Origin of the sequence: Xanthomonas sp. NCPPB 1068, assembly GCF_041479385.2 — a bacterium.
Taxonomy (GTDB): domain Bacteria; phylum Pseudomonadota; class Gammaproteobacteria; order Xanthomonadales; family Xanthomonadaceae; genus Xanthomonas; species Xanthomonas cannabis.
Genome location: NZ_CM192986.1, coordinates 4,074,090 through 4,100,746, shown reverse-complemented (window position 1 = coordinate 4,100,746; position 26,657 = coordinate 4,074,090). Strand labels below are relative to the sequence as shown.

The 26,657-nt window shown below is 67.4% G+C and carries 29 protein-coding genes; 18 read left to right on the top strand and 11 right to left on the bottom strand.

The annotated features are described in order from the left end of the window. Positions 1-154: 154 nt before the first annotated feature. Positions 155-619 carry a peptide-methionine (R)-S-oxide reductase MsrB gene (gene msrB, locus ACCQ12_RS17330; RefSeq protein ID WP_104579479.1) on the bottom strand — a complete coding sequence of 155 codons (465 nt, stop codon included), beginning with the start codon at positions 617-619 and terminating at the stop codon, positions 155-157. 340 nt (positions 620-959) lie between these two features. On the opposite strand from msrB, the gene ACCQ12_RS17325 reads away from it, so the two are divergent. Then, positions 960-1,388, top strand: coding sequence for a hypothetical protein (locus tag ACCQ12_RS17325; protein ID WP_039566476.1), 429 nt, complete (start codon positions 960-962; stop codon positions 1,386-1,388). Between the two features lie 194 nt (positions 1,389-1,582). Here ACCQ12_RS17325 and ACCQ12_RS17320 read toward each other — a convergent pair whose 3' ends face one another. After that, the gene (locus ACCQ12_RS17320) at positions 1,583-2,062 is read right to left on the bottom strand and encodes an Lrp/AsnC ligand binding domain-containing protein (protein WP_047693916.1); all 480 of its coding nucleotides are present in this window, start codon (positions 2,060-2,062) and stop codon (positions 1,583-1,585) included. A gap of 148 nt (positions 2,063-2,210) precedes the next feature. Between ACCQ12_RS17320 and ACCQ12_RS17315 the strand changes: the two genes are divergently transcribed. Further along, positions 2,211-3,497, top strand: coding sequence for a D-amino acid dehydrogenase (locus ACCQ12_RS17315; protein WP_372382336.1), 1,287 nt, complete (start codon positions 2,211-2,213; stop codon positions 3,495-3,497). Then, the gene (gene alr, locus ACCQ12_RS17310; RefSeq protein ID WP_372382335.1) at positions 3,497-4,594 is read left to right on the top strand and encodes an alanine racemase; all 1,098 of its coding nucleotides are present in this window, start codon (positions 3,497-3,499) and stop codon (positions 4,592-4,594) included. The genes ACCQ12_RS17315 and alr overlap by 1 nt, the downstream gene beginning before the upstream one ends. 674 nt (positions 4,595-5,268) lie before the next feature. Here alr and ACCQ12_RS17305 read toward each other — a convergent pair. Next, a complete protein-coding gene (locus ACCQ12_RS17305; RefSeq protein WP_355605214.1) occupies positions 5,269-5,844 on the bottom strand; it encodes a DUF3016 domain-containing protein in 576 nt (191 codons plus the stop codon). Positions 5,845-6,092: 248 nt separating this feature from the next. Between ACCQ12_RS17305 and ACCQ12_RS17300 the strand changes: the two genes are divergently transcribed. The 5 genes from ACCQ12_RS17300 to ACCQ12_RS17280 all read left to right on the top strand — a co-directional run bounded on the left by ACCQ12_RS17300 (position 6,093) and on the right by ACCQ12_RS17280 (position 10,938). Beyond that, on the top strand, positions 6,093-6,539 hold the full coding sequence (locus tag ACCQ12_RS17300; protein ID WP_372383653.1) for a hypothetical protein: 447 nt from the start codon (positions 6,093-6,095) through the stop codon (positions 6,537-6,539). Continuing rightward, entirely contained in the window at positions 6,526-6,816 is a 291-nt protein-coding gene (locus tag ACCQ12_RS17295; RefSeq protein ID WP_047693911.1) for a hypothetical protein, read from the top strand. The genes ACCQ12_RS17300 and ACCQ12_RS17295 overlap by 14 nt, the downstream gene beginning before the upstream one ends. 222 nt (positions 6,817-7,038) lie before the next feature. Next, complete coding sequence (locus ACCQ12_RS17290; RefSeq protein ID WP_372383652.1) at positions 7,039-8,982, top strand: hybrid sensor histidine kinase/response regulator; 1,944 nt, start codon at positions 7,039-7,041, stop codon at positions 8,980-8,982. A gap of 221 nt (positions 8,983-9,203) precedes the next feature. Then, positions 9,204-9,512 (top strand): DUF3247 family protein, encoded by a 309-nt coding sequence (locus tag ACCQ12_RS17285; RefSeq protein ID WP_039414184.1) that lies wholly within the window; start codon positions 9,204-9,206, stop codon positions 9,510-9,512. A gap of 88 nt (positions 9,513-9,600) precedes the next feature. Then, positions 9,601-10,938 carry a PQQ-dependent sugar dehydrogenase gene (locus tag ACCQ12_RS17280; RefSeq protein ID WP_047693910.1) on the top strand — a complete coding sequence of 446 codons (1,338 nt, stop codon included), beginning with the start codon at positions 9,601-9,603 and terminating at the stop codon, positions 10,936-10,938. Positions 10,939-11,147: 209 nt separating this feature from the next. On the opposite strand, the gene ACCQ12_RS17275 is transcribed toward ACCQ12_RS17280, so the two are convergent. Continuing rightward, positions 11,148-11,408 (bottom strand): hypothetical protein, encoded by a 261-nt coding sequence (locus ACCQ12_RS17275; RefSeq protein WP_081422346.1) that lies wholly within the window; start codon positions 11,406-11,408, stop codon positions 11,148-11,150. Between the two features lie 188 nt (positions 11,409-11,596). Between ACCQ12_RS17275 and ACCQ12_RS17270 the strand changes: the two genes are divergently transcribed. Genes ACCQ12_RS17270 through ACCQ12_RS17260 form a run of 3 tightly spaced genes read left to right on the top strand, consistent with a single transcriptional unit; the run spans position 11,597 to position 14,051 of the window. Next, the gene (locus ACCQ12_RS17270; RefSeq protein WP_166744206.1) at positions 11,597-12,664 is read left to right on the top strand and encodes a class I SAM-dependent methyltransferase; all 1,068 of its coding nucleotides are present in this window, start codon (positions 11,597-11,599) and stop codon (positions 12,662-12,664) included. After that, complete coding sequence (locus tag ACCQ12_RS17265) at positions 12,661-13,374, top strand: pseudouridine synthase (protein ID WP_039414172.1); 714 nt, start codon at positions 12,661-12,663, stop codon at positions 13,372-13,374. Before ACCQ12_RS17270 ends, ACCQ12_RS17265 begins: the two co-directional genes overlap by 4 nt. Beyond that, on the top strand, positions 13,371-14,051 hold the full coding sequence (locus ACCQ12_RS17260; RefSeq protein WP_166744208.1) for an HAD family hydrolase: 681 nt from the start codon (positions 13,371-13,373) through the stop codon (positions 14,049-14,051). Before ACCQ12_RS17265 ends, ACCQ12_RS17260 begins: the two co-directional genes overlap by 4 nt. A 56-nt stretch (positions 14,052-14,107) precedes the next feature. Here ACCQ12_RS17260 and ACCQ12_RS17255 read toward each other — a convergent pair whose 3' ends face one another. From ACCQ12_RS17255 to ACCQ12_RS17230, 6 genes are all read right to left on the bottom strand, one after another. After that, on the bottom strand, positions 14,108-14,914 hold the full coding sequence (locus ACCQ12_RS17255) for an SDR family oxidoreductase (protein ID WP_047693905.1): 807 nt from the start codon (positions 14,912-14,914) through the stop codon (positions 14,108-14,110). A gap of 178 nt (positions 14,915-15,092) precedes the next feature. After that, positions 15,093-15,653, bottom strand: coding sequence for a DUF1415 domain-containing protein (locus ACCQ12_RS17250; RefSeq protein ID WP_184439268.1), 561 nt, complete (start codon positions 15,651-15,653; stop codon positions 15,093-15,095). A gap of 131 nt (positions 15,654-15,784) precedes the next feature. Then, the gene (locus tag ACCQ12_RS17245; RefSeq protein WP_047693904.1) at positions 15,785-16,648 is read right to left on the bottom strand and encodes an alpha/beta hydrolase; all 864 of its coding nucleotides are present in this window, start codon (positions 16,646-16,648) and stop codon (positions 15,785-15,787) included. Beyond that, positions 16,626-18,365 (bottom strand): ATP-binding response regulator, encoded by a 1,740-nt coding sequence (locus ACCQ12_RS17240; protein WP_372382334.1) that lies wholly within the window; start codon positions 18,363-18,365, stop codon positions 16,626-16,628. The genes ACCQ12_RS17245 and ACCQ12_RS17240 overlap by 23 nt, the downstream gene beginning before the upstream one ends. Further along, positions 18,358-18,822: a hypothetical protein gene (locus tag ACCQ12_RS17235; RefSeq protein ID WP_372382333.1), complete on the bottom strand. Its 465-nt coding sequence runs from the start codon at positions 18,820-18,822 to the stop codon at positions 18,358-18,360. Before ACCQ12_RS17235 ends, ACCQ12_RS17240 begins: the two co-directional genes overlap by 8 nt. 144 nt (positions 18,823-18,966) lie before the next feature. After that, the gene (locus ACCQ12_RS17230) at positions 18,967-19,452 is read right to left on the bottom strand and encodes a YajQ family cyclic di-GMP-binding protein (RefSeq protein WP_047693901.1); all 486 of its coding nucleotides are present in this window, start codon (positions 19,450-19,452) and stop codon (positions 18,967-18,969) included. Between the two features lie 106 nt (positions 19,453-19,558). On the opposite strand from ACCQ12_RS17230, the gene ACCQ12_RS17225 reads away from it, so the two are divergent. The 5 genes from ACCQ12_RS17225 to ACCQ12_RS17205 all read left to right on the top strand — a co-directional run bounded on the left by ACCQ12_RS17225 (position 19,559) and on the right by ACCQ12_RS17205 (position 24,098). After that, a complete protein-coding gene (locus ACCQ12_RS17225; RefSeq protein WP_372382332.1) occupies positions 19,559-20,455 on the top strand; it encodes a DMT family transporter in 897 nt (298 codons plus the stop codon). Positions 20,456-20,689: 234 nt separating this feature from the next. Continuing rightward, positions 20,690-21,697 (top strand): methionine ABC transporter ATP-binding protein, encoded by a 1,008-nt coding sequence (locus ACCQ12_RS17220; RefSeq protein ID WP_047693900.1) that lies wholly within the window; start codon positions 20,690-20,692, stop codon positions 21,695-21,697. Beyond that, positions 21,694-22,389, top strand: a complete 696-nt coding sequence (locus tag ACCQ12_RS17215; RefSeq protein WP_039564295.1) for a methionine ABC transporter permease — start codon at positions 21,694-21,696, stop codon at positions 22,387-22,389. The genes ACCQ12_RS17220 and ACCQ12_RS17215 overlap by 4 nt, the downstream gene beginning before the upstream one ends. Before the next feature lie 206 nt (positions 22,390-22,595). Further along, positions 22,596-23,399, top strand: coding sequence for a MetQ/NlpA family ABC transporter substrate-binding protein (locus ACCQ12_RS17210; protein WP_039409234.1), 804 nt, complete (start codon positions 22,596-22,598; stop codon positions 23,397-23,399). Between the two features lie 141 nt (positions 23,400-23,540). Continuing rightward, positions 23,541-24,098 (top strand): CcdC protein domain-containing protein, encoded by a 558-nt coding sequence (locus ACCQ12_RS17205; RefSeq protein ID WP_372382331.1) that lies wholly within the window; start codon positions 23,541-23,543, stop codon positions 24,096-24,098. Between the two features lie 247 nt (positions 24,099-24,345). Here the strand turns inward: ACCQ12_RS17205 and ACCQ12_RS17200 are convergent, their stop codons facing one another. Further along, positions 24,346-25,017: an OmpW/AlkL family protein gene (locus ACCQ12_RS17200; RefSeq protein ID WP_047693898.1), complete on the bottom strand. Its 672-nt coding sequence runs from the start codon at positions 25,015-25,017 to the stop codon at positions 24,346-24,348. 140 nt (positions 25,018-25,157) lie between these two features. Here ACCQ12_RS17200 and ACCQ12_RS17195 point away from each other — a divergent pair, with 140 nt between their 5' ends. Continuing rightward, positions 25,158-25,718: a DNA-deoxyinosine glycosylase gene (locus ACCQ12_RS17195; RefSeq protein ID WP_372382330.1), complete on the top strand. Its 561-nt coding sequence runs from the start codon at positions 25,158-25,160 to the stop codon at positions 25,716-25,718. Between the two features lie 153 nt (positions 25,719-25,871). Then, entirely contained in the window at positions 25,872-26,630 is a 759-nt protein-coding gene (locus ACCQ12_RS17190) for a DUF2884 family protein (protein ID WP_372382329.1), read from the top strand. Positions 26,631-26,657 lie beyond the last annotated feature (27 nt).

Below are 26,657 nucleotides of genomic sequence, written 5' to 3'. Positions count from 1 at the left end.
CCTGGATCGGGCCGTCGCCGGCGTGGCGACGGTTGGGACATGGTGTGGCCAGTGCTTAAAGGATCTGGCGCTGCGCATGGTGCCCTGCGACGTCAGTGGGTGCCAGATCGGCGCCACGCGTGGGCGCTGCCGCCGACCGGCACGTGGTCTGGCCTCAGGCCGGCTGCGCCTCAGCGCCATCGCGGTGCAACGGGTTGGGCAGTGCCTGGCCGTCCTCGGTGAAGCCCAGCGAGACCGAGTTGAGGCAGTGCCGTTCGCCGGTCGGCGGCGGCCCGTCCGGGAACACGTGGCCCAGGTGGCTGTCGCAACGCGCGCAGACGATCTCGGTGCGGATCATGCCGTAGCTGGTATCGCGGATCTCGCGCACATGGGCGGTGTCGTAGGGCGCGAAGAAACTCGGCCAGCCGGTGCCGGAGTCGAACTTGGCGCTGGAGCGGAACAACGGCAGCCCGCACAGGCGGCAGGTGTAGACCCCGTCCAGCTTGTTGTCCAGAAAGACCCCGCAAAACGGCGCTTCGGTGCCGTGGTGCAGCAGCACGCGCTGTTCCTCATCGCTGAGCCCGGCGATCAGGGCGTCGCGCTGGGCGGGGGAGGGAGGGGTCAGATCGAACTGGCTCATGAGGCTCTCGCATGCGCTCGCCGGCGGGGTGCCGGCGCCTGCCCCAGTGATGTGGGCGCTGCGCGGGTGGTTCAACCGGTCGACGTGTTCGAGCAAGTCACGCATGCGCTGGAAAGCCCGAGGCTGCGCCCGTACCTCATCCGGCGCTGCGCGCCGCCTTCTCCCCCGTGAAGGAGGACAATGTCCTGGCGGGAGAAGGGGACGGCCCGGCGGGGAGACTGGCGTCTTCGCAGTGCAACGACCTGACCAAAGCGTTCATCCCCCGGCTGGTTGCGTGCATTGCTGCCGCCTGGCCGCGCCCCCATCGATTAACCACTCCCGATCAATCACGGTGCCTGTCATGGCGATCCATTCCTCAACGCGCGGCCTGCTGTTCTGCGGTCTGCTGGCGATGGCCGGCGCGGCGGTGGCGCAGTCGGCCACCACCACGCGTTCGTCCAACACGTTGCAGCCCATCACCACGCCGACACCGGTTCAGCCCACGGTGACGCCGCCGCGCGCGCTACAGCCGGCTAACTCGACCGCCCCCGTGCCCTCGCAGCTGGGGCAGCGCCCGGTCGCGCCGAGCATCCCCACCCGTGGTCCGGCGCAGACACCGGTGGCGCCTGCCGGCAGCCAGGTGTCGCCGACGACGCCGATGGTCTACGACCGCAATGGCCGCTTGCTGCAGGGCATGCAGCCGGCCGGTGCCAACCGGGTGCTGGATACCAAGACCGGCCGCTACTACGACGCAGTACCGGCAGGCGACGGCATGCGCGTTGTGCGCTGACGGCAGCGATCCGGTCTATTGCCGAGCGCCGAGCGCCGAGCGCCAACCGCCAACCGCCAACCGCCAACCGCCAACCGCCAACACCGGCCACCACCGCTAGCGATTCCCCCCGATGCCACGGGTACCGGCAATCCACAACTCTCGAAACCCCAGTCCCGATTCTCCAATCCCATTCCCAATTCCCGATTCCCGATTCAATCGGCAATCGGCAACGCCAGCGTCTCCTTGACCTCCTCCATCACGATGTAGCTCTTGGATTCGCGCACATGCGGCAAGGTCAGCAAGGTGCTGCCGAGCAGCTTGCGGTAGGAGGCCATTTCGCTGATGCGCGCCTTGAGCAGGTAGTCGAAGTCGCCGGAGACCAGGTGGCACTCCAGCACATTGGGCAGCTTCAGCGCGGCGCGGCGGAATTCTTCGAAGATGTCGCCGGATTTGTAGGCCAGGCTGATCTCCACGAACACCAGCAGGCTGGCCTTGAGATAGTGCGGGTCCAGCCGCGCGTAGTAGCCGGTGATGGCGCCGTCGCGCTCCAGCCGGCGCACACGCTCGGTGCAGGGCGTGGTCGACAGGCCCACCCGCTCGCCCAGTTCGGTGAAGGAAATGCGGCCCTCCTGCTGCAGGATGCGCAGGATCTTGCGGTCGATCTTGTCCAGCTCGCGGGTGCGGGTGGTCATGGGGTCTGTCTCGGCAAGGTTTGGCAGGAAGTTTCACTACAAAGGCGTGCCGATTCCAGAAATGGCACTGCCTGCCTCGCAATATACTGCGGCTAACTGTCCCTCTCAGTGTCTTGTTGTGGGGGAATACCCTTTTCAGGAGAACGACATGCGGGTGCTCATTCTCGGTAGCGGCGTCATCGGCGTGACCAGTGCGTGGTACCTGGCGCAGGCCGGGTGCGAAGTGACCGTGGTCGACCGCCAGCCAGCGGCGGCGCTGGAGACCAGCTACGCCAACGCCGGCCAGCTGTCGTTCGGCTACACCTCGCCGTGGGCCGCGCCCGGCGTGCCCGGCAAGGCGATGAAGTGGCTGTTCGAGCAGCATGCGCCGCTGTCGATCCGCCCCACCCGCGATCTGCGCCAGCTGGCGTGGCTGAGCCAGATGCTGCGCAACTGCACCGCCGAGCGCTATGCGGTGAACAAGGCGCGCATGGTGCGCATGTCCGACTACAGCCGCGATTGCCTCAACGCATTGCGCGCCGAGACCGGTATCGAATTCGAGGGCCGCCAGCTGGGGACCACCCAGTTGTTCCGCACGCAGCAGCAACTGGACGCCGCTGCCCAGGACATCGAAGTGCTGGCCCAGTACGGCGTGCCGTATGAGCTGCTGAGCCCGGCGCAGATCGCGCAATTCGAACCCGGCCTGGCCGGCGGCGCGCAGATGGCCGGCGCGTTGCGCCTGCCCGAAGACCAGACCGGCGACTGCCGCCTGTTCACCCAGCGCCTGGCCGAACTGGCTGCACAGGCGGGCGTGACGTTCCGCTACGGGCAGCAGATCGAGCGCCTGGAGCACGCCGGCGGCCAGGTCACCGGCGTACAGATCGACGGACGCATCGAAACCGCCGACCGCTACGTGCTGGCGCTGGGCAGCTATTCGGCCGATCTGCTGCTCTCGCTCGGCCTGCATCTGCCGGTGTACCCGCTCAAGGGCTATTCGCTGACCATCCCGATCGTCGATGCGCAGCGCGCGCCGACCTCCACCGTGCTGGACGAGAGCTATAAGATCGCGCTGACCCGCTTCGACGACCGTATCCGCGTCGGCGGCATGGCCGAGGTGGCCGGCTTCGATCTGTCGTTGAACCCACGCCGTCGCGCCACCCTGGAAATGGTGGTCAACGACCTGTTCCCCGGCGGCGGCGATCTGGCCCAGGCCGAGTTCTGGACCGGCCTGCGCCCGGCCACCCCGGATGGCACCCCGGTGGTGGGTGCCACCCCGTACGCCAACCTGTTCCTCAACACCGGCCACGGCACCCTGGGCTGGACCATGGCCTGCGGCTCCGGGCGCTACCTGGCCGACCTGATGCAGGGTCGCACGCCGGAAATCGATACCGAGGGCCTGGACGTGTTCCGTTACCTGTCGCCGCGCAGCGCGCGCCCGCAGCGGGAGGCCGCGTAGTGCGTCCTGCGCAAGCGTCGATCGATCTGGATGCGCTGCGCCACAACTACCGCCTGGCCAAGCGCCTGGGCGGCAGCAAGGCGCTGGCGGTGGTCAAGGCCGACGCCTATGGGCATGGCGCAGTGCGCTGCGCGCAGGCGCTTGAGCCGGAGGCCGACGGTTTCGCAGTGGCCTGCATCGAAGAAGCGCTGGAACTGCGCCAGGCCGGTATCCGCGCACCGATCCTGCTGCTGGAAGGTTTTTTCGAATACGACGAGTTGCGCCTGATCGCCGAGCACGACCTGTGGACGGTGGCGGCCACCCCGCAGCAGGTACGCGCACTGGCCGAGTTCCAGAGCCCGCGCCCATTGCGTGTCTGGTTGAAGATGGACAGCGGCATGCACCGGCTGGGCCTGCCGCCGGACGATTTCCGCGCCGCCTGGCTACGCCTGCGCGGGTTGCCGCAGATCGCTTCGCTGGTGTTGATGACGCATCTGGCGCGCGCGGACGAACTGGACTGCAGCCGCACCGACGAACAGGCCGTGGCGTTCGCACTGACCGCCGGCGGCATGCGCGCGGAAACCAGCATCCGCAATTCGCCCGGCCTGCTCGGCTGGCCGGCGCTGCGCAACGACTGGTCGCGCCCGGGCCTGATGTTGTACGGCGCCAACCCGTTCCCGCAGGACACCGAAAACACTGCGCAACTGCGTCCGGTGATGACGCTGCGCTCGCGCATCATTTCAGTGCGCGAGCTGCCGGCTGGCGAACCGGTGGGGTATGGCGCGCGCTTCGTGGCCGAGCGCCCCACGCGTGTGGGCGTGGTCGCGATGGGCTATGCCGACGGCTACCCGCAATTCGCGCCCAACGGCACCCCGGTGCTGGTCGACGGCCAGGTCTGCCCATTGATCGGGCGCGTTTCGATGGACATGTTGACGGTGGACCTCACCGATCACCCGCAGGCCGGGATCGGCGCGCTGGTGCAGTTGTGGGGCGATGCACCCCAGGTCAGCCCGCTGGCCGCGCAATGCAACGTCAGTGCGTACCAGCTGCTGTGTGGGCTCAAGCGCGTGCCGCGGGTGTATGCGGGTGAGGCGGCGGTGGGCAAAACTTCAGCATAGATGCATTCCCTTCCTCCGCCGGGACAGTGTCCCCCTTCATGGGGAGAAGGTGCCCCGTAAGGGGCGGACGAGGGTACGGGTGAAGCCTCGTGCGGTTGGAGCGGCAAGTGGGCTACGCCCCATACCCTCACCCCAGCCCCTCTCCGGCGGGAGAGGGGCGTGATCGGTAGCTGCGGCGTTCTTCCCTTCTCCCGCCGGGAGAAGGTGCCCCGAAGGGGCGGATGAGGGTACGGGCGCAGCCTCGTGCGATTGGAACGGCATGTGGGCTTCGCCCCGTACCCTCACCCCAACCACTCTCCTGGCGGGAGAGGGGCGTGATCGGTAGCTGCGGTGTTTTTCCCTTCTCCCGCTGGGAGAAGGTGCCCCGAAGGGGCGGATGAGGGTACGGGCGCAGCCTCGTGCGGTTGGAACGCCACGATGGCTTCGCAACGTATCTCACCCCAACCCTCGCTCCGCCCCCGGCCTGCGCTTGCGCCACAGGCGCTCCAAGGCACACGCGCCTGTGGCGCGAAAGTCATGCCTTCTCGTCCCGCAGAGAGCGGGCTTTAGGACGCAAATCTCGCGTTGGGGATGCGTCACTGTTGTTGCGCGTCCATAAACAAAAACGGCGCGTTGCCACGCGCCGTTACCCTTCGAGGCCTAGCTGGTTTGGCGGCGATATCCGCGCCAAACCATCACAACCCGGCCGTACTGCGATCGCCACGAAACTGTTTACGCAGCCAGTCGTCGATCATGGCTTTCTCGAAGCGCAGCGGGTCGCTGTCGGTCAGCCGCGGGCCGCTCATCAGGAAGGCCGAATCCACCAGCTTGCGTTCGCCCTGATCGATCACCCGGCCATCGGCCCCGGTCAGCGTGTAGCTGAAGCTCAAGCGCGGCGGGTAGATGTCCTTGACCACGCGGACGTCCTGCATGCGCGGGCCGTGCCACGGCTCGTACTGGCCGGCGCGGCGGATGTCGGTGATGGTCACGCTCAGGTGCTGGCCATCGGGCAGCTGGCGTGCGGCGCTCTGTTGGAAGTGGGTGGCCAGCTGGGTCACCCAGTCACCGCGCTGCGCCTCCCAGCGATTGCCGCTGAAGCGCACTTCGGAAAATTCGGCCGGGTCGGTCCAGCGCACATCCACCTTGCCGTCGCTGCTCAGCGCGCGCGGCGCCTGCGGGTCGGTGACGTTGCGTACGCGGGCCTGCACACCGGTCGCTGCGAGCAGTCCTGCCAGCAACAGGCCGGCGCCGGAAACACTGGAAAGTCTCATGGAAAGCCTCCAAGCGGTAGGTACGTCGCGTACCGGGCGTGCAGGCAGTGTGGGGGTGCGCAAGAGCGCCCGCAACGCGCGCTGCGCCCGGGGCCGCCACGGCATTGCCGCACGGTTAATCGCGCCGTGGCGGCCATGACGGCGGGTTCACTGCGCCTGCGCCCACGCTTCACGGCACAGCCCGGAAGATCGGCGCCATGGACACCCACTCTTTCCGCACAAAGTCAGTTTCTTCGGCGCCGGCGCATATGCCGGCGGACGTGCGCCTGCAGTTCATCGACTGGGCAAAACAGCACGGCCACAACCCCGCCACCGGGGCCGCCGCCTTCGTCTCGCTGCAAAGCGATGTGGATCTGGATCTGGCCACGCGCACGCTGCGCCTGGAACCGGGTGCCGACCCACGCGATGTCCTGCGCGAGCATCTGGCCGGGCTGTCACGCCAGGTGGATGTGGCGGTGCAATTTCCGCCGGTCTACGCCTACACCGCTGCCAACGGGCTGGAGTATCGCTATTCGCTGATGCTGGTGATTGCCGAAGACTGCGTGGAGTGGACCGGGCGGGTCTGGCAGGACCTGGATTACCAGGGAATGCTCACCGGTCGCGGGCAGGGGCCACGTGCCAACTACACCCAGCTGGCGCGCATGGCGCTGGAACACGAGCTTGACCAGGAGCGTCCCCGTTATGTCCAGGCATGAACTCGAACTGGAGCTGCCGCTTGGCGCGCAGGTCGCCAGCGGTGAGGACGGCTTCAGTCAGCGCTGCCGCAGCGAATGTGCCGCGCTCGGGTTGTCGCGCGTGCGCCTGTTGCTGCTCGATGCCGACTATGCGCGCTCCACGGCCTGGCGAGAGGAAGCGCAGCGCTGGATGGATGAACAGCTACGCCGCGAGGGCGAATGGGTGTTCCGCGGCGTGATTGCCGGCATCGTGCTGATCACCGCCTGCATCGCATTGGCGGCGGCAACCTTGTGGTGAATGCCCGCCGGGGGTGACCGACGTGCGACGGAGGCGTGATCGCCTGGGTCCGCCCGTGCACCCGCTGACGACATAGGGCATGGTCTCATCTGTCCGTCATCCGCACTGGCAGCACCCGTGGCCCCCGATTTGCGTCCTTCGCCCCCCAACCTCGATCCGAGCAGCCTCGATCCGAGCGCCGGCCTGCCCGCTGCCATTGCCGAGCCGTTTCTCGATCCGGCGATGTACCACGAGATCTTCCACAACATCGATGCCGGCTTCTGCGTCATCGACATGGTGTTCGAGGGCGATCAGGCCGTCGATTACGTGATCCGCACGACCAATGGCGCCTTCGAGCGCTACACCGGCCTGTCCAACGCGCTCAACGTGTCCATCCGCAACATGTTGCCCGAGCATGAGCAGGAATGGTTCGACCGCTATGGGCAGGTTGCCCGCACCGGCAACCGTATCCACTTCGAGATGCAGGCCAAGGCGTTGCGTCGCTGGTATTCGGTGGACGCATTCCGGGTGGGGCAACCGGAGCAGGCGCGGGTGGCGGTGTTGTTCATGGACATCACCGAACGCAAGCGCGTGGAGCGCGAACTGGCCGAAAGCGAGGCGCGTTTCAGTGCGCTGGCCGACGGCCTGCCGATGCCGGTCTGGGTGCTGGATGCGCAAGGCGTGGTGCGCTTCGTCAACAGTGCCTATGGCGAGTTCTTCGGCCTGGACATTTCCAGCGGCACCGTGTCGGCCTGGAGCGAGTTGCTGCATCCGGACGACCTGCCGATTTTCCAGTTCGAATTATCGGCCGCACTGGAAGAACAACACGGCCTGCGCGCCCTGGTGCGTGCGCGCCGCCACGACGGGCAGTGGCGCTGGATCGAAATGACTGCCACCCCGCGGTATTCGGCCGATGGTCGGTTCATCGGTCTGGCCGGCAGCAGCCCGGACGTGACCGAGCAGCGCGAAATCGAACTGGCCCGCGAGCAACTGCTGGAGTCCGAGCGCAGCGCGCGCAACGAAGCCGAGAGCATGGCGCGGCTGAAGGACGAGTTCCTGGCCACGCTGTCGCATGAACTGCGCACGCCACTGACCACCATTCTGGGCTGGAGCGAATTGCTGCTGCAACGGGTCGAAGAAGGCCACCCCAACTACAAGGGCCTGTCGGTGATCGCCAGCAGCGCACGCGCGCAGAAGCGGCTGATCTCGGACATGCTCGACCTCAGCAGCATGCTGCTGGGCAAGGTGCAGCTGGAAGTCGAATCGCTGGATCTGGCCGAGCAGGTGCGCGAGGCCCTGAATACCCAGGAATTGGCCGCCGAAGGCAAGGACCAGGTGCTGGAGCTGCACGTGCCGCCAACGCCGTGCCTGGTGCTGGGCGATGCCACACGGCTGCAGCAGGTGCTGTGGAACCTGCTCTCCAATGCCATCAAGTTCACCCCGGCCCATGGCCGGATCGATGTCACCATCGAGCGCGACGACGGCCACCTGCTGGTGGCGGTGCGCGATTCCGGCGATGGCATCGCCGCCGAATTCTTGCCGCACCTGTTTGGCCGCTTCCGCCAGGCCGATGGCACCACCACCCGTCAGCATGGCGGCCTGGGGCTGGGCCTGGCGATCGTGCAGCAGCTGGTGGAAATGCATGGCGGCCAGGTCGGCGCCACCAGCGGCGGCCGTGGCAAGGGCGCCACGTTCACCGTGCGCTTGCCCGAGCATGTTCCCGACCAGGCCAAGCGCCCGCGGCGCGAACTGCGCCGACGCCTGATGTCCGAACAGATCGTCGAGGCGCGTGCGCTCAACGGCCTGCGCCTGTTGGCGGTCGAAGACCAGCCCGACATGCTCGATTACCTGCGCCGTCTGCTCGAAGAGCAGGGCGCCGAAGTGGTTACCGCCGGCAGCGCCACCGATGCGCTGGCATTGATCGACCACCGCGGCCATGCGCGCTTCGATGTGATGCTGACCGACATCGGCATGCCCGGCATGGATGGCTACGGATTGATCCGCACCGTGCGCGACAACCTGGGGTTGGATGCCAATGCCCTGCCGGCGGTTGCGGTGACTGCGCTGGCGCGCGATGACGACCGCAAGCGCGCGCTGGAATCCGGGTTCCAGGAGCATCTGGCCAAGCCGTACAGCGTGGCGCAACTGGTCACCGCAGTGCGCGCCGCGCGCGAAGCGGTGGAATGACGCGTGGCGCGGCGGCAACGCCGCGCAGTGCCACGCTCGCAAGTGCTGGCACGATCGGCGATGCGCCCTGCCGCCGATCGCTCATCGCGTGGTGCCCATTACCTGCATGCCTGCAGGCTGGCAACGCCGTGCAGGCGTGCTCACCGTGACATCGAGGCGTTTGCTGTGTCTTTCACGCTGCCTGGCCTAGCGTGAGGAGCTCCGTTGATGGAGAAATCGCAATGCCAAAGTACGCCCCACACGTGTATTCCGAACAGGTGCAGATCGCCACGCTGGAGCATTGGGTGTCCTTGCTCGATGGGCAGGAGCGGGTGCGGATCGAACTGGACGACGGCAGCATGCTGAGCGGCACGGTTGCGGTGCGCCCCAGCATCCAGACCTATCTCGACGACAACGACAATGAAGGGCTCAACGGGCAACTGCGTCTGGACCAGTTGGACGCCTCGCAGGAGCCGCAGTGGATCTGGATGGATCGCATCGTGGCCGTGCATCCGCTGCCCCTGGGGGCCGATCCGCAAGTCATGCCGTGAAGGCAACGTGTTGACGATGTGTTTACTTCTTCCTGGCGTGTTGCCGGCATGATGTCCGATTGCCGCAATCGTTCAGGAATCGTCTGCAATGACAGCCTTTCTGCCCTCTCGCATTCGCTGGCCGCTATCGCTGATGGCGGTCGCCGTCCTGGCCGGCTGTGGTGACACCGCCACCCTTGCCATCGAACAGGGCACCGGCCCGAACCCGCAATTGCCCGAGCCGGTCAAACGCCTCATCCCCACGGTGAAGGTGGCGCCGGTCAAGCGCTGGGCCGCCACGGCCAAGCCAATCGCTGCCGACGATCTGCAGGTCAATGCGTTCGCGCGCGACCTCGATCACCCGCGCTGGGTGTATGTGCTGCCCAACGGCGACGTGCTGGTCGCCGAGACCGCGCAACCGCCCAAGCCTGAAAACGCCGAGAGTGGCGGCGGGCTACGCAAGAAGGTGCAGGGTGCGGTGATGAAGAAGGCCGGTGCGGTGGTGTCCAGCGCCAACCGCATCACCTTGTTGCGCGACGCCGATGGCGACGGCGTGGCCGAGGTGCGCACCCAATTCATCAGCGGGCTGTTCTCGCCATTCGGCATGGCCCTGGTCGGTGACCGCTTCTATGTGGCCAATGCCGATGCACTGGTGAGCTTTCCGTATACGCCGGGCGACACGCATATCACCGCCAAGCCCACGTTCGTGGCCAATCTGCCGGGCGGGCTCAACCATCACTGGACCAAGTCGCTGCTGGCCAGCCCGGATGGCAGCAAGCTGTACGTGGGCGTGGGCTCCAACAGCAACGTGGCCGAAAACGGGATGGAGGCCGAGCTCAATCGCGCCGCGATCCTGGAGATCGACCCGGCCACCGGCAACAGCCGCGTCTTTGCCAGCGGCCTGCGCAACCCGGTGGGCACGGCCTGGGAGCCGCAGAGTAAGGCGCTGTGGGTGGTGGTGAACGAGCGCGATGAGATCGGCAGCGACCTGGTGCCGGATTACCTGACCTCGGTGCGCGATGGCGGCTTCTATGGCTGGCCATACAGCTATTACGGCCAGCACGTGGACGAGCGGGTCGAACCGCAGAATGCCGAGCTGGTGGCCAAGGCGATCAAGCCGGACTATGCGCTGGGCCCCCATACCGCATCGCTCGGCCTGAGCTTTGCCAGCGGCACGCTGCTGCCGGAACGCTTCCGCCAGGGCGCCTTCATCGGGCAGCACGGCTCGTGGAACCGCGACCCGCCCAGTGGCTACAAGGTGCTGTTCGTGCCGTTTGCCAACGGCAAGCCCAGCGGGACGCCGATCACGGTGCTGGATGGCTTTCTGGATGCCGAAGGCAACGCCCAGGGGCGCCCGGTCGGCGTGGCGCCCGACAACAGCGGTGCGCTGCTGGTGGCCGATGACGTGGGCAACGTGATCTGGCGTGTGACACCGAAGACGCGCTGACGCATCGATTGACAAAAAAACCGGGCGGCTGCCCGGTCTGGTTGGCTCTACATGCGTTGCTCGACGTCTATTGCTTGAGCTTGTCCGTGAACGCGGCAAGCTACTGAATATGTGTTCGAGTCGCCGGCATGCCTGATGATCAATTGGCATTGCACACTTCGAGCGCCCTTCACGGAGCAACGTGAGAGCACGTGCGGCACCACTGTGGGCTAGCGTGGCGCTTCGGGCGTTGCACTGAAACGGCGTGCGTAGTCGCGCTCTTCGGTGATGCGGTTGATCTCTTCGTCGGCCATTTCCGGAGCGCCGTAGACCGCATACGCCACGGTGCCGTCTTCGCGCTCACCTACCTGGTGCAGCCGGTAGCGGGGACGGCCGGCGCCGGTGTTTTCGGGGTAATGCATCGGTGGTGGTGTGTCGTCCAGATCCATTTCGCTGTTGTCGACTACTCCCCCTACGAACAAGGCTCGCATCGCGTCTCTCCGGTGTGGGCTTGGATTCCAGCCTAGGCGGGCGGATGTTGCGTGCGCATCAATAGTCCGTATACACATTGGAAGGCGCGTGGCGGCGATGCACACACGCAGGCAACCCCGCGTCGGGCGCGGCGGGCGGGCGGCACCGGTCCCTTACAATGGCGGCCTGTTCCCGACCCGATGATCCGATGGCTGGCCCGCCCGATGCCCCGCTTCAAGCCCTGTTCCTGCCCTTTGCCCAGGGCGCGCTGCCATGGCCGCAAGGCCCGGTGTTGTTCCTGCGCGCACGCGACGGCTTTCCGCTGCGCGAACATGCCACCGCCGAGGCGTTGATCTGCGAGCAGAGCTTCCGTCCCTTCGCCCAGGCGCTGGAGCGCAGCGGCTGGAGCGTGCGCGAAGAAAGCCAGATCGAGGCCGACACCACCCGTTATGCCCTGGTGCTGGTGCTGCCGCCGCGCCAGCGCGACGAAGCGCGTGCGCTGTTCGCGCGTGCGGTGGCCCTGACCGCGCCCGGCGGCCGCGTGGTCGCCTGCCAGTCCAACAACGAGGGCGCGCGCTCGGGCGAAGCCGATCTGCGCCAACTCACCGGCCTGGCCGGCAGCCTGACCAAGCATCACTGCCGCACCTACTGGACTGCGCCGCTGCCTGCCGAGACCGATGCGGCGCTGCAGGCGCGTTGGGCGGCGCTGGATGCGCCACGCAAGATCCTGGACGGGCGTTTTGTCAGCCGCCCGGGAGTGTTCGCCTGGGACCGCATCGACCCGGCATCGGCGTTGCTGGTCGAGCACCTGCCCGCCACCCTGGCCGGGCATGGCGCCGATCTGGGCGCCGGGTTCGGGTATCTCTCGGCCGAGGTGCTGGCACGCTGCCCCAAGGTCACTGCGCTGGATGTGTATGAGGCCGAAGCGCGTGCGCTGCAGCTGGCGCAGCGCAACCTGCAGGGCCTCGCGCATCCGGCGCAGCTGCACTATCACTGGCGCGATGTCACCGCCGGGCTGGAGGCGCAGTACGACTTCATCGTCAGCAATCCACCGTTCCACACGCCGTCCCGTGCCGATCGCCCGGATATCGGGCAGCGCTTCATTGCCGTGGCCGCGCAGGCGCTGCGCCCGGGCGGGCAGCTGTTGCTGGTGGCCAACCGCCATCTGCCCTACGAACAGGTGCTCAACGACAGCTTCGGGCAGGTGCGCGTGGCTGCCGAGCGCGACGGATTCAAGCTGATCGCCGCCACCCGTGGACGCGGAGCGCGCGCATGAAGCTGGTCAAGCACATCGCCAATCTCGGCTACGGCAGCCGCAAGCAGGTGACCCAGCTGTTCCGCCAGGGCGCGGTCACCGACGCGCAGGGCGAGGTGCTGTACGCCGACGACCAGGTGGAACACGACGCCATCCGCATCGATGGCGAGCCGCTCGATCCGCCCCCGGGTTTCAGCCTGTTGCTGCATAAACCCAGCGGTTACACCTGCTCGACCAAGGACACCGGCCGGCTGATCTACGAGCTGCTGCCGCCACGCTTCCGCTCACGCGCGCCGGTGCTGGCGCCGGTTGGGCGGCTGGACCGGGAAACCAGCGGCCTGTTGCTGATGACCGACGACGGCGCGCTGCTGCACCGGATCATTTCGCCCAAGTCCGCGCTGGACAAGGTCTACGAGATCACGCTGGCCGAGGACCTACGTGGCGACGAAGCCGCGCTGTTTGCCAGTGGCACCTTGCTGCTGGAAGGCGAAACCAAGCCGTTGCTGCCGGCCGAACTGGAAGTGCTCGGCCCCCGCCAGGCACGCCTGACCCTGCACGAGGGCCGCTATCACCAGGTGCGGCGCATGTTTGCCGCCGCCGGCAATCACGTGGTGGCGCTGCATCGCAGCCGCATCGGCGGGTTGGGACTGGATGCGCTGCCGTCCGGGCAGTGGCGCGCGCTGGAGGCGAGCGATCTGGAGGTATTGTTCGGCCGTGGAGCATCTGCATGACGGCGGTCGCACCGCTGCCGTTCCGTCCGCAGGCGGTGATCTTCGATATGGATGGCCTGATGCTCGACAGCGAGCGCGCCATCACCGCCTGCCTGGCACAGGCGGCCGGTGCGCAGGGGCTGCAGATCGAGCCGGCCTTCTGGCTGCGCATGGTGGGCACGGGCGATGCGGCGTGCCGCCGTCTGCTTGGCGAACGCGTCGGCGATGCCGCTGCCGAGCACCTGCTGGCGCGCGCCCAGCCGTTGTATGACGCTGCGGTGGAACGCGGCATCCCGCACCGGCCCGGCATCATCGCGCTGCTGGAGTATCTGGCGGCGCAAGGGCTGCCGCGTGCGGTGGCCACGTCCACCCAACGCCCGCTGGCCTTGCGCAAGCTGGAGGCTGCGGACCTGTTGTGGCGCTTCGCAGCGGTGTGCACCGCCAGCGACGTGCAACATCCCAAGCCGGCGCCGGACATCTACCTGCTGGCCGCGCGCACGCTGGACGTGGACCCTGCGCGGTGTCTGGTGCTGGAAGACTCGCCCACCGGCGTGCGCGCCGCCCTGGCGGCCGGCATGACGCCGATCCAGATCCCGGACCTGCTCGAACCCGATGCCGACGTGCGCGCGCTCGGTCATCGCATCCTGCCCTCGCTAAGCGATGCGCAGCACCTGCTGGAAGCGCAGCTGGCGGGCTGATCGCCGGATGGCGGGAGCGCGCGGACACGCATCAGGGCCGCATCAGCGGTACGTTCTCACACGTACTGCATCTTGCGCGACATGCCGCCGTCGACGACGAAATCCTGCCCGGTGACAAATCCGGACAGCGGCGGCGACAGCAGGTACACCGCCAGCTGCGCGATATCTTGCGGGGTCCCCACGCGTCCGGCCGGATGCTGCGCATGGTCGCGTCGCGACAGCTTGGGCGCACGCCGGCGCTGCGGTGCGCGCCAGGCATCGGTACTGATCCAGCCCGGGCTGATGCTGTTGACGCGTACCTGCGGGCCCTCGCTCAGCGCCAGCGCATGGGTAAAGGCAACCAGGCCGCCCTTGGCGGCGGCATAGGCCTCGCTATGCGGTTCCGACTGCCAGGCGCGGGTAGAGGCGATGTTGACGATCGCGCCGCCGCCCTCGGCCTGGGCCAACGCGGGCAGTGCCTGTTTGCTGCACAGAAACGCGCCGTGCAGACTCGCAAGACGCCGGTTCCACTCGTCCCATGCCAACTGCGGCAAGGGCGCGATGTGCGGATCGGGGACGCCGGCGTTGTTGACCAGGCCATCGAGCCTGCCGAAGCGTTTGAGCGCGGTGGCGATCAAGCGCGCCGCCTGCGTCTCGCGCGCGGCATCGCAGCGCACGAAGGCGCTGCGTCGCGGCAGCGCCCACTCCTGCAGGCAGGCCTTTCCGGCATCGGCGTCGAGATCGCCGATCACCACCGTGCCGCCGGCACCGAGCACTGCCTGCGCAATGCCGCGGCCAATACCTTGCGCACCGCCGGTGATCACGACCACGCGGTCCTGCAGGGGGGAAGGGTTCCATGCGGAAACGCCGGGAGTCAGGGCCATGGCATGCGCACCGTGCGAAAGAAGGCGGCACTGTAGCGCGCACGCTGTCAGCGTCGTAGCAACACCGCGTGCACCGGCGCGCACGATGCGCTCGCGCCGCCTTGCGCTCAACAGTTGCCGAACGGCACCGCGCGCGCTCGGCTCCGCTGCATGCCGGCGCGCGCAGCGCGTTGCAGGCTCAGTGCTCGGCGCCGTTCAAGACGCGTTCCCAGCCAGCGTGGCCCAGCCGTTCCAGCGTCTGGATGTTGCGCTCGACGATGACGTCCGGATCCGGGAACGCGGCCACCGCACGCTCCACGCTGTCTTCGCGCAGCAGGTGCAGGGTGGGGAAGGGCGAGCGGTTGGTGTAATTGGCCACGTCGTCCGGCGCAGCGCCTGCAAACTGGTAGTCGGGATGAAAGCTGGCAACCTGCAGGACACCTTGCAGGTCCAGCGCTTCCACCGCCGCGTCGGCGTTGTCGAGAAAGTCGTTGTAGTCCAGGAAATCGCTGAGCACGTCCGGGTGCACGATCAGCGTGGTGTCGATCTGCTCGGCCGGCGTATCGCGCAGCAGCACCAGCTCCTCGGCCAGTTGCTCCAGCAACGCCTCGGGCGTGCTGGCATCGCTGAGCACCAGCCGCACCTGCTCCTTGACGTATACCGCCTTGGCGAACGGGCACAGGTTCAGGCCGATCACTGCGCGTTCGATCCACGTGCGCGTGGCGGTCAACGGATCGGTCGGGGCAGGCGTGGTGGTCATCGTGGCGGCGGCGTGATGGCGCGCCAGTGTATGCGATCGCTGTGGGCGCAGCGGCGCATCCACCCACGGCGAATGACCCGGCAGACGCAAGCGCCGTTGCGGGCGGCAATGCTCCAGCGCATGCGCGAAGATCAACGCTTGCTTGCGCTGCTGGCCTCGCCATGCCTCGCATCGCCGGGAGGTGCGCCCACCTGCGTACGCAGAAATTCCACTGACACCTGTGCGACGTGGTCGGCCAGCGGCGTCTTGTGCGGCGACCCGATCGCATGCGCGCCCGCATCGAATGCCATCGCCTGCCTGTGCGAGGGCGGCGTGCCCAGTGCCTCGAACATGGCCAGCATTGCCGGCACCGAGGCGATCTGATCTTCGTCGCCGTTGGGCGCGCGGTAATAGCCAAGCAACACCGGGCAGCGCACCTGCGGCCACGGCGGCGCAGCGGTCACCGCGTGGAACAGGCCACGCAATGCACGAAAACCGTCCGGGTGGATGGTGTCCGACCAATACGCCAGTGCCGCCGCCGTGCGCGGGTACGGGTCGGTCACCGGCACCTCCGCAGCGCATAGCCGGTCGAGAAATCCCGGGTTGGCAGGCTGCACGCCGGGCGACCAGGCGACCACGGCCGCGATGTGCGCCGGATGCTGTGCAGCCAGCCACAGGCCCAGCGTGCCGCCCATCGACGAGCCCACGATCGCCACCCGCTCGCCCATGCGCTGCGCCTGCGCAAGCGCCTCCACCGCCGAAGCCTGCAACGCCGCTGTGGTGAGCCCGTGCATCGCGTCCGCTGCGCTGTACCCGTGCCGGGGCCAGCGGTGCACGTAGCAGTTGGCCTGCAGCGCATCGGCCATCTGCTCGGGTAGCGTGCCGGCTTCGCCCGGGCTTGCGGAAAACCCGTGCAGGTAGAGCAGCGCCAGCGGCGTGCGCGCCTGCGCAGCGGTGCGCCAGTGCCGGCGCGCCGCATTGCCCGGTTTCAGTTCAGTGCGGTGGTCGGTGGGCATGGCGGGCAAGCAGCGCGAGCAGTTCGTGCGCGTTGATCGGTTTGGACAGGTATCCGGCCACGCCGGCAGCGGACGCCTCGCGCATCGAGTCGGTACGCGTGTCGGCAGTCAGCACGATGATCGGCGGCAGCGTGGCAATCGTATCGCGTGCCTGCCCCAGCGCATCCCAGCCGGAGGTGCCGGGCATGTGCAGATCCAGAAACACGATGTCGGGTGCGGCCTGTGCGATGCGTTGCACCGCATCGGTGCCATCGACATGGAAACTCACACGATGCCCGGCGCGGGTCAGCAGGTTGCCGATCACCAGGCGGTTGGTATCCAGGTCCTCGAACACCAGGCAGTGCAACGATGGCACCGTCTGCGCGTGCTGCGCCAGCGCATCGCGCAGGTCCAGCGTGCGGCTGCCCTCGGCGGCGGTGGCAGGCAATTCGAAGATCCAGCGGAAGATGCTGCCACCGGCGGGGTTGTCGCTCACCGTCAGGCTGCCGCCCATCGCATCGGACACCGACAAGGCGATGTACAAGCCCAGCCCCACACCGCCCTCGACGCGATTGAAGCCGGTGCTGAGCTGGGTGAACGGCGTGAAGATGTAGGCCTTCTTGTCGTCGGGCACGCCGATGCCGGTATCGGTGACGGTCACCTCGATGGTCCAGCGCGCGTGCGCCAGGGTGGCGTCCACCAGCAGCTCGACCGCGCCGCCGGTCGGAGTGAACTTGATCGCGTTGATGACCAGGTTGCTGATCACCTGCTCGATGCGGCCCTCGTCGCCCAGCACGTGCGGCGGCTGCGCAGCCTCCAGGCGCACGCCCAGCGACACGCCCTTGGTGGACGCGGCGGTCGCGCACACCGCCTTGACCGTGGTCAGCACGTCCAGCAGGCTCACTGGCTTGCTGTGCAGCTGCAGCCGTCCACCGTCGATGCTGGCCACGTCCAGCACCTCGTTGACGCGATGGCGCAGCGCCGTGGCGTTGACCGTCACCGCCTGCATCAGGTCGCGCTGGTCGGCCGGCATGCGCTGGGTGTCGATCAGCTGCGCGCAATTGATGACCGCATTCAACGGCGTGCGCAGTTCGTGGTTCATGGTGCTGATGAAGCGGCTTTGCGCATCGCGCGAGGCCAGCGCCTGCAGCGCCACTTCCTGCATCGCAATTACGATGCGGGCCACCAGGAACGGCAGCACCATGCTGAGCGCCACCGCATACACAAAGTACGCGGGCCGCGACAGCCAGTAGCCGGTGGGCGCGGTCAGCAGCATCAGCACGAAGGTGCTCAGCAGCACCGGGACCATCGCGCGTTGCCCGTAGCGCGCTACGGCAGCGATGGTGATGAAGGGCAGGAACGCGTTCAACGACATCAGCAGGATGAAGGCCTGCGAGGTCTGGATGCCGATGAACAGCAGGCTCATCGCAAAGCCGAAGGCATCCATCCATTCGCCCGGCGCAATGCGTTTGCTGCGCACCACCACCATCCATGCCACCGCCACCACCCACAGCAGCACCGCGGTGAGAAAGACGTTGTGCGCGTCTTTCACCAGCACCGGTTGCGGCCCGTACAGCCAGCCCAGGCACCACAGCATCACGATGGTCTGCACGATCACGCGGCCCACGCAGGCCCGGTATTCCAGGAACGACTCGAGCAGCTGCACGAGCCTGTCGTTGCGCAACTGCCTGGCCGCCGGAATCAGGCCGGGCGCAGCGCGATGGGAAGTACTACGCATGAGGTTCCGCGTCGTCGAGGGGAAGGGTGCGCCGGTAGTGCCTGACCAGTAGACCAGCGGCGGTCGCCACCGCGGTGAAGCGGTGCGCAAGCGTGTCGCTCAGGGCGTCGCGCTCCACGTCGCGGCGCAGCTGGTCGCAGGCCCTGAGCAGTTGCTGCGAGCCGGTCAGCGAGATCGTGTTCTTCAACGCATGGATCTGCTCCAACGCCTGCTGCCGGCTGGTGGCGGCCTGGCCGAGCGAGCAGCGCGCGATGGCATGCTCGATCTCCACCGCGAAGGCATCGGCAAAGGAGGCTGCCGCCACCGGGTCCAGGCTGGCCATGGCGTGCAGCGTGGAGCCGGCTTCGATGCGGGGCTGTGCCTGGACGGCGGCCGCCTGCCCCCCACTCGCGACAGCCGCGCCCGTCTGTTTGGCGACGCGCAGGCGATTCAACAGACGGCCGAGCAGTGCGCGCATCGGGCTGCTAGACCAGCGGCCCGATGCAGCGTACGTTGCCGCACGCTGCCTGCGGCGGGCGGGGGCGATGCGCCGTCACGCGACCGACGTCAACCACGGGCATGGCCTGGCGGCTCGACGCGTTCACCGGCATGCCCGCCGCGCTCAGTCGCGAAAGTTGTCGAACTGCAGCGGCAGCTCGAAATCGGCCTTTTTCAGCAGTGCGATGGCGTCCTGCAGGTCGTCGCGCTTCTTGCCGGTCACGCGCAGCTTGTCGCCATTGATCTGCGCTTCGACCTTCAACTTGGCCTCCTTCAACTTGGCCACCAGCTGCTTGGCCTGCTTCTGCTCGATGCCCTGCTTGACGGTGACCTTCTGCCGCGCACCGGCCAGGTTGGTTTCCACATCGCCAAACTCCAGGCAGCGCACGTCGATGCCGCGTGCCAGCAGCCGCGCGCGCAGGATGTCGGTCATCTGCTTGACCTGGAAATCGCTAGGTGCGGACTGGTTGATCACCTTGCCGTCTTCCAGCTCGAACCTGGCCTCGACTCCCTTGAAGTCGAAACGCGTGTCCAGTTCACGGTTGGCCTGGTCCACCGCATTGGTCAGTTCGTGCTTGTCGACTTCGGACACCACGTCGAAGGAAGGCATGCAAAGCTCCTGCTGTCTGAAAACAGCGGCCATTCTAGGGCATCGCACCGGGCTGCCCGTCACCGGCGCATGGCGGTCGATGGGGCGCGGCGGCGATAATGCGGCCATGCCCACCACCCGTTCTCCGCTCCCCGCCATCGCCTGGATGGTGGCCGCCGTGGCCTGCTTCTCGCTGATGGATGCGGGAATGAAGCTGCTTTCGGCGCATTACCCGCCATTGCAGGTCACCTTGCTGCGGGGCGCGGCCTCGTTGCCGTTCGTGCTGGTGTGGGTGTTCGCCACGGCCGGGCCGCGCGCGATCGTGCCGGTGCGCTGGGGCCTGCATCTGCTGCGCGGAGTGCTGGGCATGGTGATGATCGGCTGCTTCGTCTATGGCCTGAAGCGCATGCCGCTGTCCACCGCCTACACGCTGTACTTCGTGGCGCCATTGCTGGTGGCGGCGTTGTCGGTGCCGCTGCTGGGCGAACACGTCGGGCCGCGGCGCTGGACGGCGATCAGCATCGGCCTGGTCGGGGTGATCGTGGTGCTGCGCCCGGGCGTGGACGGGCTGATCTCGCTGCCCGGCCTGATGGTGCTGCTGGCGGCCACCGCCTATGCCATCGCCGCGGTCACGGTGAGCCTGCTGACCCGCACCGACACCCCGCAGGCGATGGTGGTGTGGTTTCTGCTGTTCATGGCCATCGGCGCCGGGCTGCTGGCCATTCCCGATTGGGTACCGCTGCAGCCGCGCCACGGCTCGCTGATCGCCGGCATGGGCCTGGCCGGGGCGCTGGGGCAGATCGCGCTGACCCAGGCCTTCCTGCGCGGCGAAGCCTCGATGATCGCGCCGCTGGAATACACCGGCCTGGTCTGGGTGATCGGCTGGGACTGGCTGCTGTGGCAGACCCTGCCCGACGGCTGGACCTGGACCGGCGCCGGCATCATCGTCGCCAGCGGGCTGTATTTGTTGCGGCGGGAGCGCATACGCAAGGCGGATCGCCCGTTGCCGCTTGAGCGGCCGTGAGAACGGGATTGGGGATTGGGGATTCGGCAAAGCAAGGCGCGCGCGCTCCGATGAGTCCCAGATCTAGCGTTTGGCAGCCGGAGATAGCGGGCGCTTGGGATTCGCAAAGGCGAGGGCCGTCGCCTTTGCGAATCCCAAATCCCGACTCCCGAATCCCAACCGTTAGAACCTAATGGAATGACGGCCCTAAACATTGACTGGTAGGCTTCACGACCCCCCAATCGGCCACGCGCGGTGATCCAGTTTCAGCGCCTGCACAAGTCCTACTCCGTTGACGGTCGCCAGATCGTGGCGCTGCATCCGCTCGATCTGCGGATCGGCCCCGGCGAGGTGTTCGGCATCATCGGCCATTCCGGTGCCGGCAAATCCACCCTGATCCGGCTGATCAACCGGCTGGAAGAACCCAGCGGCGGCCGCCTGCTGATCGGCGACGAGGACGTCACCGCGCTGGACAGCCAGGGCCTGCGCGCCCTGCGCCGGCGCATCGGCATGATCTTCCAGCACTTCAATCTGCTGTCCTCGCGCACCGTGGCCGGCAACGTGGCGTTTCCGCTGGAACTGGCCGGCACGCCGCGCGCGGAGATCGATGCGCGGGTGGCCGAGCTGCTGGCCCGGGTGGGCCTGCAGGACCACGCCAACAAGTATCCGGCACAACTGTCCGGCGGACAGAAGCAGCGCGTCGGCATTGCGCGCGCGCTGGCCACCCGGCCGCAGATCCTGCTGTGCGACGAGGCCACCAGCGCACTGGACCCGCAGACCACCGCCTCGGTGCTGCAGCTGCTGGCGCAGATCAACCGCGAGCTGGGCCTGACCATCGTGCTGATCACCCACGAGATGGACGTGATCCGCCGCGTCTGCGACCGCGTGGCCGTGCTGGATGCGGGCCATCTGGTGGAAACCGGTCCGGTCACCGAGGTCTTTTTGCACCCCAAACACGCCACCACCCGGCGCTTCGTGTCCGAAGCCGAACATGTGGACGAAGCCGAACTGCACCGCGATTTCGCCGCGGTCGGCGGGCGCATCGTGCGGCTCACCTTCCTGGGCAACGGCACCTACGAACCCGTGCTGGGCCGCATCGCCCGCGAGACCGGGGTGGACTACAACATCCTGTCCGGGCGCGTGGATCGCATCAAGGACACCCCCTACGGTCAGCTCGTCGTCGCGCTGACCGGCGGCGACCAGAACGCTGCACGCGCCGGCTTCGTCGCCGCCGGCGTGCATGTGGAGGATCTGCGCGTATGAACCCGATCGTTGCCGCTGCCGGCGGCTTCTTCCGCAATCTCGATGCCGCCAAGTGGGGCGACATCGGGCAGGCGACCCTGGACACCTTGCTGATGCTGGCCGGCGCGCTGCCGCTGACCCTGCTGATCGGCCTGCCGCTGGGCGTGGCGCTGTTTCTATGCGGCGCGCCGCAGCTGCGCCGCCGTCCGGTGCTGTACGGCGCGCTGGCGCTGGTGATCAACCTGCTGCGCTCGGTGCCTTTCATCATCCTGATGATCGCGATGATTCCGCTCACGCTGATGCTGATGGGCACCTCGCTGGGCGTGCGCGGCGCAATCCTGCCGCTGGTGGTCGGTGCCGCGCCGTTCTATGCGCGCCTGGTGGAAACCGCACTGCGCGAGGTGGACCGCGGCATCATCGAAGCCAGCCAGGCGATGGGCGCCACCACCCGCCAGCTGGTGCTGCGGGTGCTGCTGCCCGAAGCGCGCCCCGGCCTGATCGCCGGCGCCACCGTCACCACCATCGCGCTGATCGGCTTCACCGCCATGGGCGGTGCGATCGGTTCCGGCGGGCTGGGCGATGTGGCCTATCGCGAGGGCTACATGCGCTCGCATGCAGATGTGGCGCTGATCACCGTCATCGCCCTGCTGGTGCTGGTGCAGCTGCTGCAGATGCTGGGCGACCGCCTGGTGGCGCACTACAGCCGGCGCTGAGCCGCGCAAGGCAGGGCGGGGCGGCGGACGCTGGTCGTGCGCCCTGGCCATGGCCGCGCTGGCCGCAGTGGGGGCAATGCGCGCGCCTGTCTGCACGGCGTCGTGCGCCGCGCGTTGCCGCGGCGCGCTGCATCGCCGCCGCCGCCACGGTCTGCTAGGTTTAACGTCTGCGGCCTTTCCGCACTCCTCCTCCCACGGATCCCTACATGAGCACATTCGCGTTTCGTTCCCTCCTGGCTGCGGCCACGCTGGCGTTGGCGTCCTGCGGCGGCACCGGCGGCAGCAGTGGCGGCGACACCCTCACCGTGGCGGCCACGGCGGTGCCGCATGCCGAGATCCTGGAAGTGGTCGAACCGCTGCTGGCCAAGCAGGGCCTGACACTGGACGTGCGCGTGTTCAACGACTACGTGCAGCCCAACGACCAGGTCGTGCAGAAGCAGATCGACGTCAATTATTTCCAGACCGAGCCCTACCTGGACGCGTACAACCGCGACCGCAAGAGCCAGCTGGTGACCGTGGTCGGCGTGCATATCGAGCCGTTCGGTGCGTACTCGCGCCGCTTCAAGGCGCTGGCCGACCTGCCCACCGGTGCCGATGTGGTGATCCCCAATGACCCCAGCAACAACAGCCGCGCGCTGATCCTGCTCGACAAGGCCGGCGTCATCAAACTCAAAGACCCGAGCAATGCGCTGTCGACCCAGCGGGATATCGTCGACAACCCCAAGCAGCTCAAATTCCGCGAGCTGGATTCGGCAATGCTGCCGCGCGTGCTGGATCAGGTCGACCTGGCGCTGATCAACACCAACTACGCGCTGGATGCCGGGCTCAATCCGACCCGCGATGCCCTGGCGATCGAAAGCAAGGAGTCGCCCTACGTCAACTTCCTGGTGGCGCGAGCGGACAACAAGGACGATCCGCGCGTGCAGAAACTGGCCAAGGCGCTGACCAGCCCGGAAGTGAAGGCTTTCATCGAGCAGAAGTACAAAGGCGCGGTGCTGCCCGCTTTTTAAGAGCGGCCGACACTAAGGCGTACGCAGCCGCCAGGTAAGCGCGGTTGCGATGCCGGAACTGCGGCGTCGATAGCGCCGAACACGCGCAGCTGCGCGCCTGCGTAGTAGCGTGGTCGGCCATCTTTCCCCGGCCACGTCCCGATGCCCTTGCTGCTTGCCATTCCGCTGGCCGTGATCATTGCCCTGGCAGTGTTCGCGGTGTTGTTCCCGTTGTCGCTGCTGCAGCGCTTCCGGGTCGGTACCGCACGCCGGCAGGCACGGGGCTGGCTGCTGATGGTCAACCTGGTTTCGGCCGGCATCTCCAGCGCGCTGTTCGTGGTGTTTACCCTGATCGCCGCCGCGTTCTGGCCCGGCGCGATCAGCCATGCCGCCTTCGGATGGGCCTGCGGGCTGGCGCTGGGCGTGCTGGCCTTGCGCCTGACCCGCTTCGAGCGCACCGCGCAGGGCCTGTTCTATCGGCCGAATCTGTGGCTGGTGCTGGGCTTGACGACGCTGGTGGTGGTGCGGGTGATCGCCGGGATGGTGCAGGGCTGGCGCAGTACCTGGCAGGGCGCCACATGGCCGGTGGACGGCTGGCTCAGCCACGCCAGCCTGCTCGGCGCAGCCGGCGTGCTGCTCGGCTACGCGCTGGCCTACGCCACCCTGTTGTGGTGGCGGTGGCGCACCGCGCGCCTGCGCGGCAGCGTCTACTGGCGTTGAAGGCAGCGCCACGCTCAACTGCCTGCGCGACGATCAACGCTGCTGCGGCGTTGCCGTGGCCATCGCCCGTGCGCTGATGGGCGAGCTACGCACCAGTCACCGCCTGGGTACCCCGATGTCGCCGCTGGCCAAGCCAACGCGCAGGGCAGGTACCACGACCCGCGCAATGCGCAAGCGACGCGCACAAAAAACGGGCCTTGCGGCCCGTCTTTCGTCAACTGAAACATCGCGTACGGCTGGTGCGTGCTTAGAAGCGCGCGCCGATGCCGAAGCCGACGGTCCACGGATCCAGTTCCAGCTCGCTGCCGGTGCCCTGGCCGCCAACGCGCAGTTCCGGACGCGAACGCATGTAGCGGGCATCGGCGCGTGCGAACCAGGTGGAGTTGATGTTCATGTCCACACCAACGGTGCCGATCACGCCCTTGGCGGTATCCACGCCGACGTGCTGGCCGCTCGGCGAGGCCGCGTCGATCTTCTCGTTGCTGAAGTTCGACTCGTAGTAGCCCACGCCCACGAACGGACGGAACACGTTGTCGGCTTCGCCGAAGTGGTACTGGCCGCTGATGGCGATCGGCTGCTGCTCGACGGTACCGACCTTGCCCACGCCATCGGCGTTGACGCGGTGGTTGAACTTGTCGGCAGCGCCCCACAGTTCAACGGCCCAGTTGTCGTTGATGTAGTAGCTGGCGCTCAGCGTCGGTGCCGGGCCGCCATCGACGTCCAGGCCCGGAGCCGGATCGTTCTTCGGGTTCAGCAGTGCCACGCCACCGACCACGGCCCAATGCTTGCCGGAGGCAGTTTCAGCAGTGGAGGAAGTCGAGGAGGTGTCACTGGAATAGGTGGTGTCCTGCGCGAACGCGGACGGTGCAATCGCAAGTGCAGATACAGCAGCCAGGCTCAGGATGGAAATGGAACGCATGAGGATCTCCTCGTCTTGTTGTTAGGCCCGTGGAGTGGGCCGCGCCAAAACTATTCCTAAAAATCTGAATCCACGCCCACCTGCGGCTCGCTAAAATTTCGTGTGTTCAGGAACATTCCCAAGAAGGCCGTGGTTGCACGATGAAGGCAGAAAAAGACATTCACGCAGATGCGAGTGCCGTGACGAAAAGCGGCACATGTGAGGGCTTGCCAGCGCACGTTCGTAACGATTGTCGCGTGCTGGTGCTCGGCTCGATGCCCGGCATCGCCTCGCTGGATGCTGGTCGCTACTACGCGCATCCGCGTAATCGGTTCTGGCCTGTCATGCATGCCCTGTTGGGCATCGATACGGCCTTTCCCTATGCCTTGCGCATGCAGGCACTGCTTCACGGCGGCCTCGGTCTGTGGGACGTGATCGGCCAGTGCGTGCGTCCCGGCAGCCTGGACACCGCCATCGTTGCCGACAGCGTCGTGATCAACCCGCTGCCCATGTTGCTGTCCACGTTGCCGCAACTGCGCCTGGTAGCCTGTAACGGCGCCGCTGCCGCCAAGGCCTGGCAGCGGCATGTGCACCCGTTGCTCCCGGAGCAGGCGCGCGCGGTGCCGATGCTGGCCTTGCCTTCCACCAGCCCGGCCAATGCTGCCTGGTCGTTGCCGCGCCTGTGTCAGGCATGGCAACCCGTGCGTGATGCGTTGAAGTAAGCCACGCGCCAGCGTATCGCCGCTGGTGTGCAACCGGTGCAACACACAGAGCGCGCGGGTACGTCGGCGGGCGCCATCGGTCACGCCAGCCTCTGGCACAGGTGCAGCGCAGGCAGGGGCGGCACAGTGCAGGCAGCACACGGGAGCGACGCAATGGCGATCAGGCATGCAACAACGGGACTGGCCGTGCTGGCCCTGGCGTTGTTCGGTGCAGTGCCAGCGGCTGCTGCGGCGGAGCTGCACTGCAATGTCAGCAGCGATTACGAGGTCACGCTCACTGCGCGCAGCGTCGTGCTGATCCGTGCCGCCGGTGCGCCGCAGCGCCTGGTGATGCGCCAGGGCGCATTGTTCGTGGACGACCGCTGGGTTGCGCTGAGCGCTGACGACCGCACTCGGCTGATCCAGTTCGAGCGCCAGACGCGCGAGGTGGTGCCACTGGTGCAGGACGTCGGGCGCGACGCCGCCGATATCGCGCTCACGGCGCTGGGTGAGGTGGCGGCCGGCTTCAGTCGCAGTCCCGAGGCAACCCGCAGGCAGCTGGCGGGCGTGCGCGAGAAGCTGGGCCGGCGTTTGACGCAAAGCTTCAGCAAGCGCCAGCTCACGCCCATCGATATCGACCAGCAGATCGGTGCGCTGGTTGCCGAGCTGCTGCCGCAGCTGATCGGCGATGTGATCGCCGCGGCGGTGCAGTCGGCACTGACCGGAAACGATGCGCAGCTGCGCTCGCTCGATGGCCTGCAAGCGCGCATCGAGCGCATGGTCGAGCCGCGGGCGCGTGCATTGCGGCCTCGCGCGCAGCAGCTGTGCACACGGGTCCACGCCCTCGATGCGCTGGACAATGCGCTGGCGTATCGTTTGCCCTCGGGCGAGCCACTGCAACTGTTGCGGGTGGATCGGCGCATGTCGAAATAAGCGTGCAGGTGCGCGTGCGGACGCTGC

Bases quoted from the DNA above. Each gene is read 5' to 3' on its own strand.
- msrB (WP_104579479.1), bottom strand. From the start codon at position 619: ATGAGCCAGTTCGATCTGACCCCTCCCTCCCCCGCCCAGCGCGACGCC.
- ACCQ12_RS17325 (WP_039566476.1), top strand. From the start codon at position 960: ATGGCGATCCATTCCTCAACGCGCGGCCTGCTGTTCTGCGGTCTGCTG.
- ACCQ12_RS17320 (WP_047693916.1), bottom strand. From the start codon at position 2,062: ATGACCACCCGCACCCGCGAGCTGGACAAGATCGACCGCAAGATCCTG.
- ACCQ12_RS17315 (WP_372382336.1), top strand. From the start codon at position 2,211: ATGCGGGTGCTCATTCTCGGTAGCGGCGTCATCGGCGTGACCAGTGCG.
- ACCQ12_RS17305 (WP_355605214.1), bottom strand. From the start codon at position 5,844: ATGAGACTTTCCAGTGTTTCCGGCGCCGGCCTGTTGCTGGCAGGACTG.
- ACCQ12_RS17300 (WP_372383653.1), top strand. From the start codon at position 6,093: ATGCCGGCGGACGTGCGCCTGCAGTTCATCGACTGGGCAAAACAGCAC.
- ACCQ12_RS17295 (WP_047693911.1), top strand. From the start codon at position 6,526: ATGTCCAGGCATGAACTCGAACTGGAGCTGCCGCTTGGCGCGCAGGTC.
- ACCQ12_RS17290 (WP_372383652.1), top strand. From the start codon at position 7,039: ATGTACCACGAGATCTTCCACAACATCGATGCCGGCTTCTGCGTCATC.
- ACCQ12_RS17285 (WP_039414184.1), top strand. From the start codon at position 9,204: ATGCCAAAGTACGCCCCACACGTGTATTCCGAACAGGTGCAGATCGCC.
- ACCQ12_RS17280 (WP_047693910.1), top strand. From the start codon at position 9,601: ATGACAGCCTTTCTGCCCTCTCGCATTCGCTGGCCGCTATCGCTGATG.
- ACCQ12_RS17275 (WP_081422346.1), bottom strand. From the start codon at position 11,408: ATGCGAGCCTTGTTCGTAGGGGGAGTAGTCGACAACAGCGAAATGGAT.
- ACCQ12_RS17270 (WP_166744206.1), top strand. From the start codon at position 11,597: ATGGCTGGCCCGCCCGATGCCCCGCTTCAAGCCCTGTTCCTGCCCTTT.
- ACCQ12_RS17265 (WP_039414172.1), top strand. From the start codon at position 12,661: ATGAAGCTGGTCAAGCACATCGCCAATCTCGGCTACGGCAGCCGCAAG.
- ACCQ12_RS17260 (WP_166744208.1), top strand. From the start codon at position 13,371: ATGACGGCGGTCGCACCGCTGCCGTTCCGTCCGCAGGCGGTGATCTTC.
- ACCQ12_RS17255 (WP_047693905.1), bottom strand. From the start codon at position 14,914: ATGGCCCTGACTCCCGGCGTTTCCGCATGGAACCCTTCCCCCCTGCAG.
- ACCQ12_RS17250 (WP_184439268.1), bottom strand. From the start codon at position 15,653: ATGACCACCACGCCTGCCCCGACCGATCCGTTGACCGCCACGCGCACG.
- ACCQ12_RS17245 (WP_047693904.1), bottom strand. From the start codon at position 16,648: ATGCCCACCGACCACCGCACTGAACTGAAACCGGGCAATGCGGCGCGC.
- ACCQ12_RS17240 (WP_372382334.1), bottom strand. From the start codon at position 18,365: ATGCGTAGTACTTCCCATCGCGCTGCGCCCGGCCTGATTCCGGCGGCC.
- ACCQ12_RS17235 (WP_372382333.1), bottom strand. From the start codon at position 18,822: ATGCGCGCACTGCTCGGCCGTCTGTTGAATCGCCTGCGCGTCGCCAAA.
- ACCQ12_RS17230 (WP_047693901.1), bottom strand. From the start codon at position 19,452: ATGCCTTCCTTCGACGTGGTGTCCGAAGTCGACAAGCACGAACTGACC.
- ACCQ12_RS17225 (WP_372382332.1), top strand. From the start codon at position 19,559: ATGCCCACCACCCGTTCTCCGCTCCCCGCCATCGCCTGGATGGTGGCC.
- ACCQ12_RS17215 (WP_039564295.1), top strand. From the start codon at position 21,694: ATGAACCCGATCGTTGCCGCTGCCGGCGGCTTCTTCCGCAATCTCGAT.
- ACCQ12_RS17210 (WP_039409234.1), top strand. From the start codon at position 22,596: ATGAGCACATTCGCGTTTCGTTCCCTCCTGGCTGCGGCCACGCTGGCG.
- ACCQ12_RS17205 (WP_372382331.1), top strand. From the start codon at position 23,541: ATGCCCTTGCTGCTTGCCATTCCGCTGGCCGTGATCATTGCCCTGGCA.
- ACCQ12_RS17200 (WP_047693898.1), bottom strand. From the start codon at position 25,017: ATGCGTTCCATTTCCATCCTGAGCCTGGCTGCTGTATCTGCACTTGCG.
- ACCQ12_RS17195 (WP_372382330.1), top strand. From the start codon at position 25,158: ATGAAGGCAGAAAAAGACATTCACGCAGATGCGAGTGCCGTGACGAAA.
- ACCQ12_RS17190 (WP_372382329.1), top strand. From the start codon at position 25,872: ATGGCGATCAGGCATGCAACAACGGGACTGGCCGTGCTGGCCCTGGCG.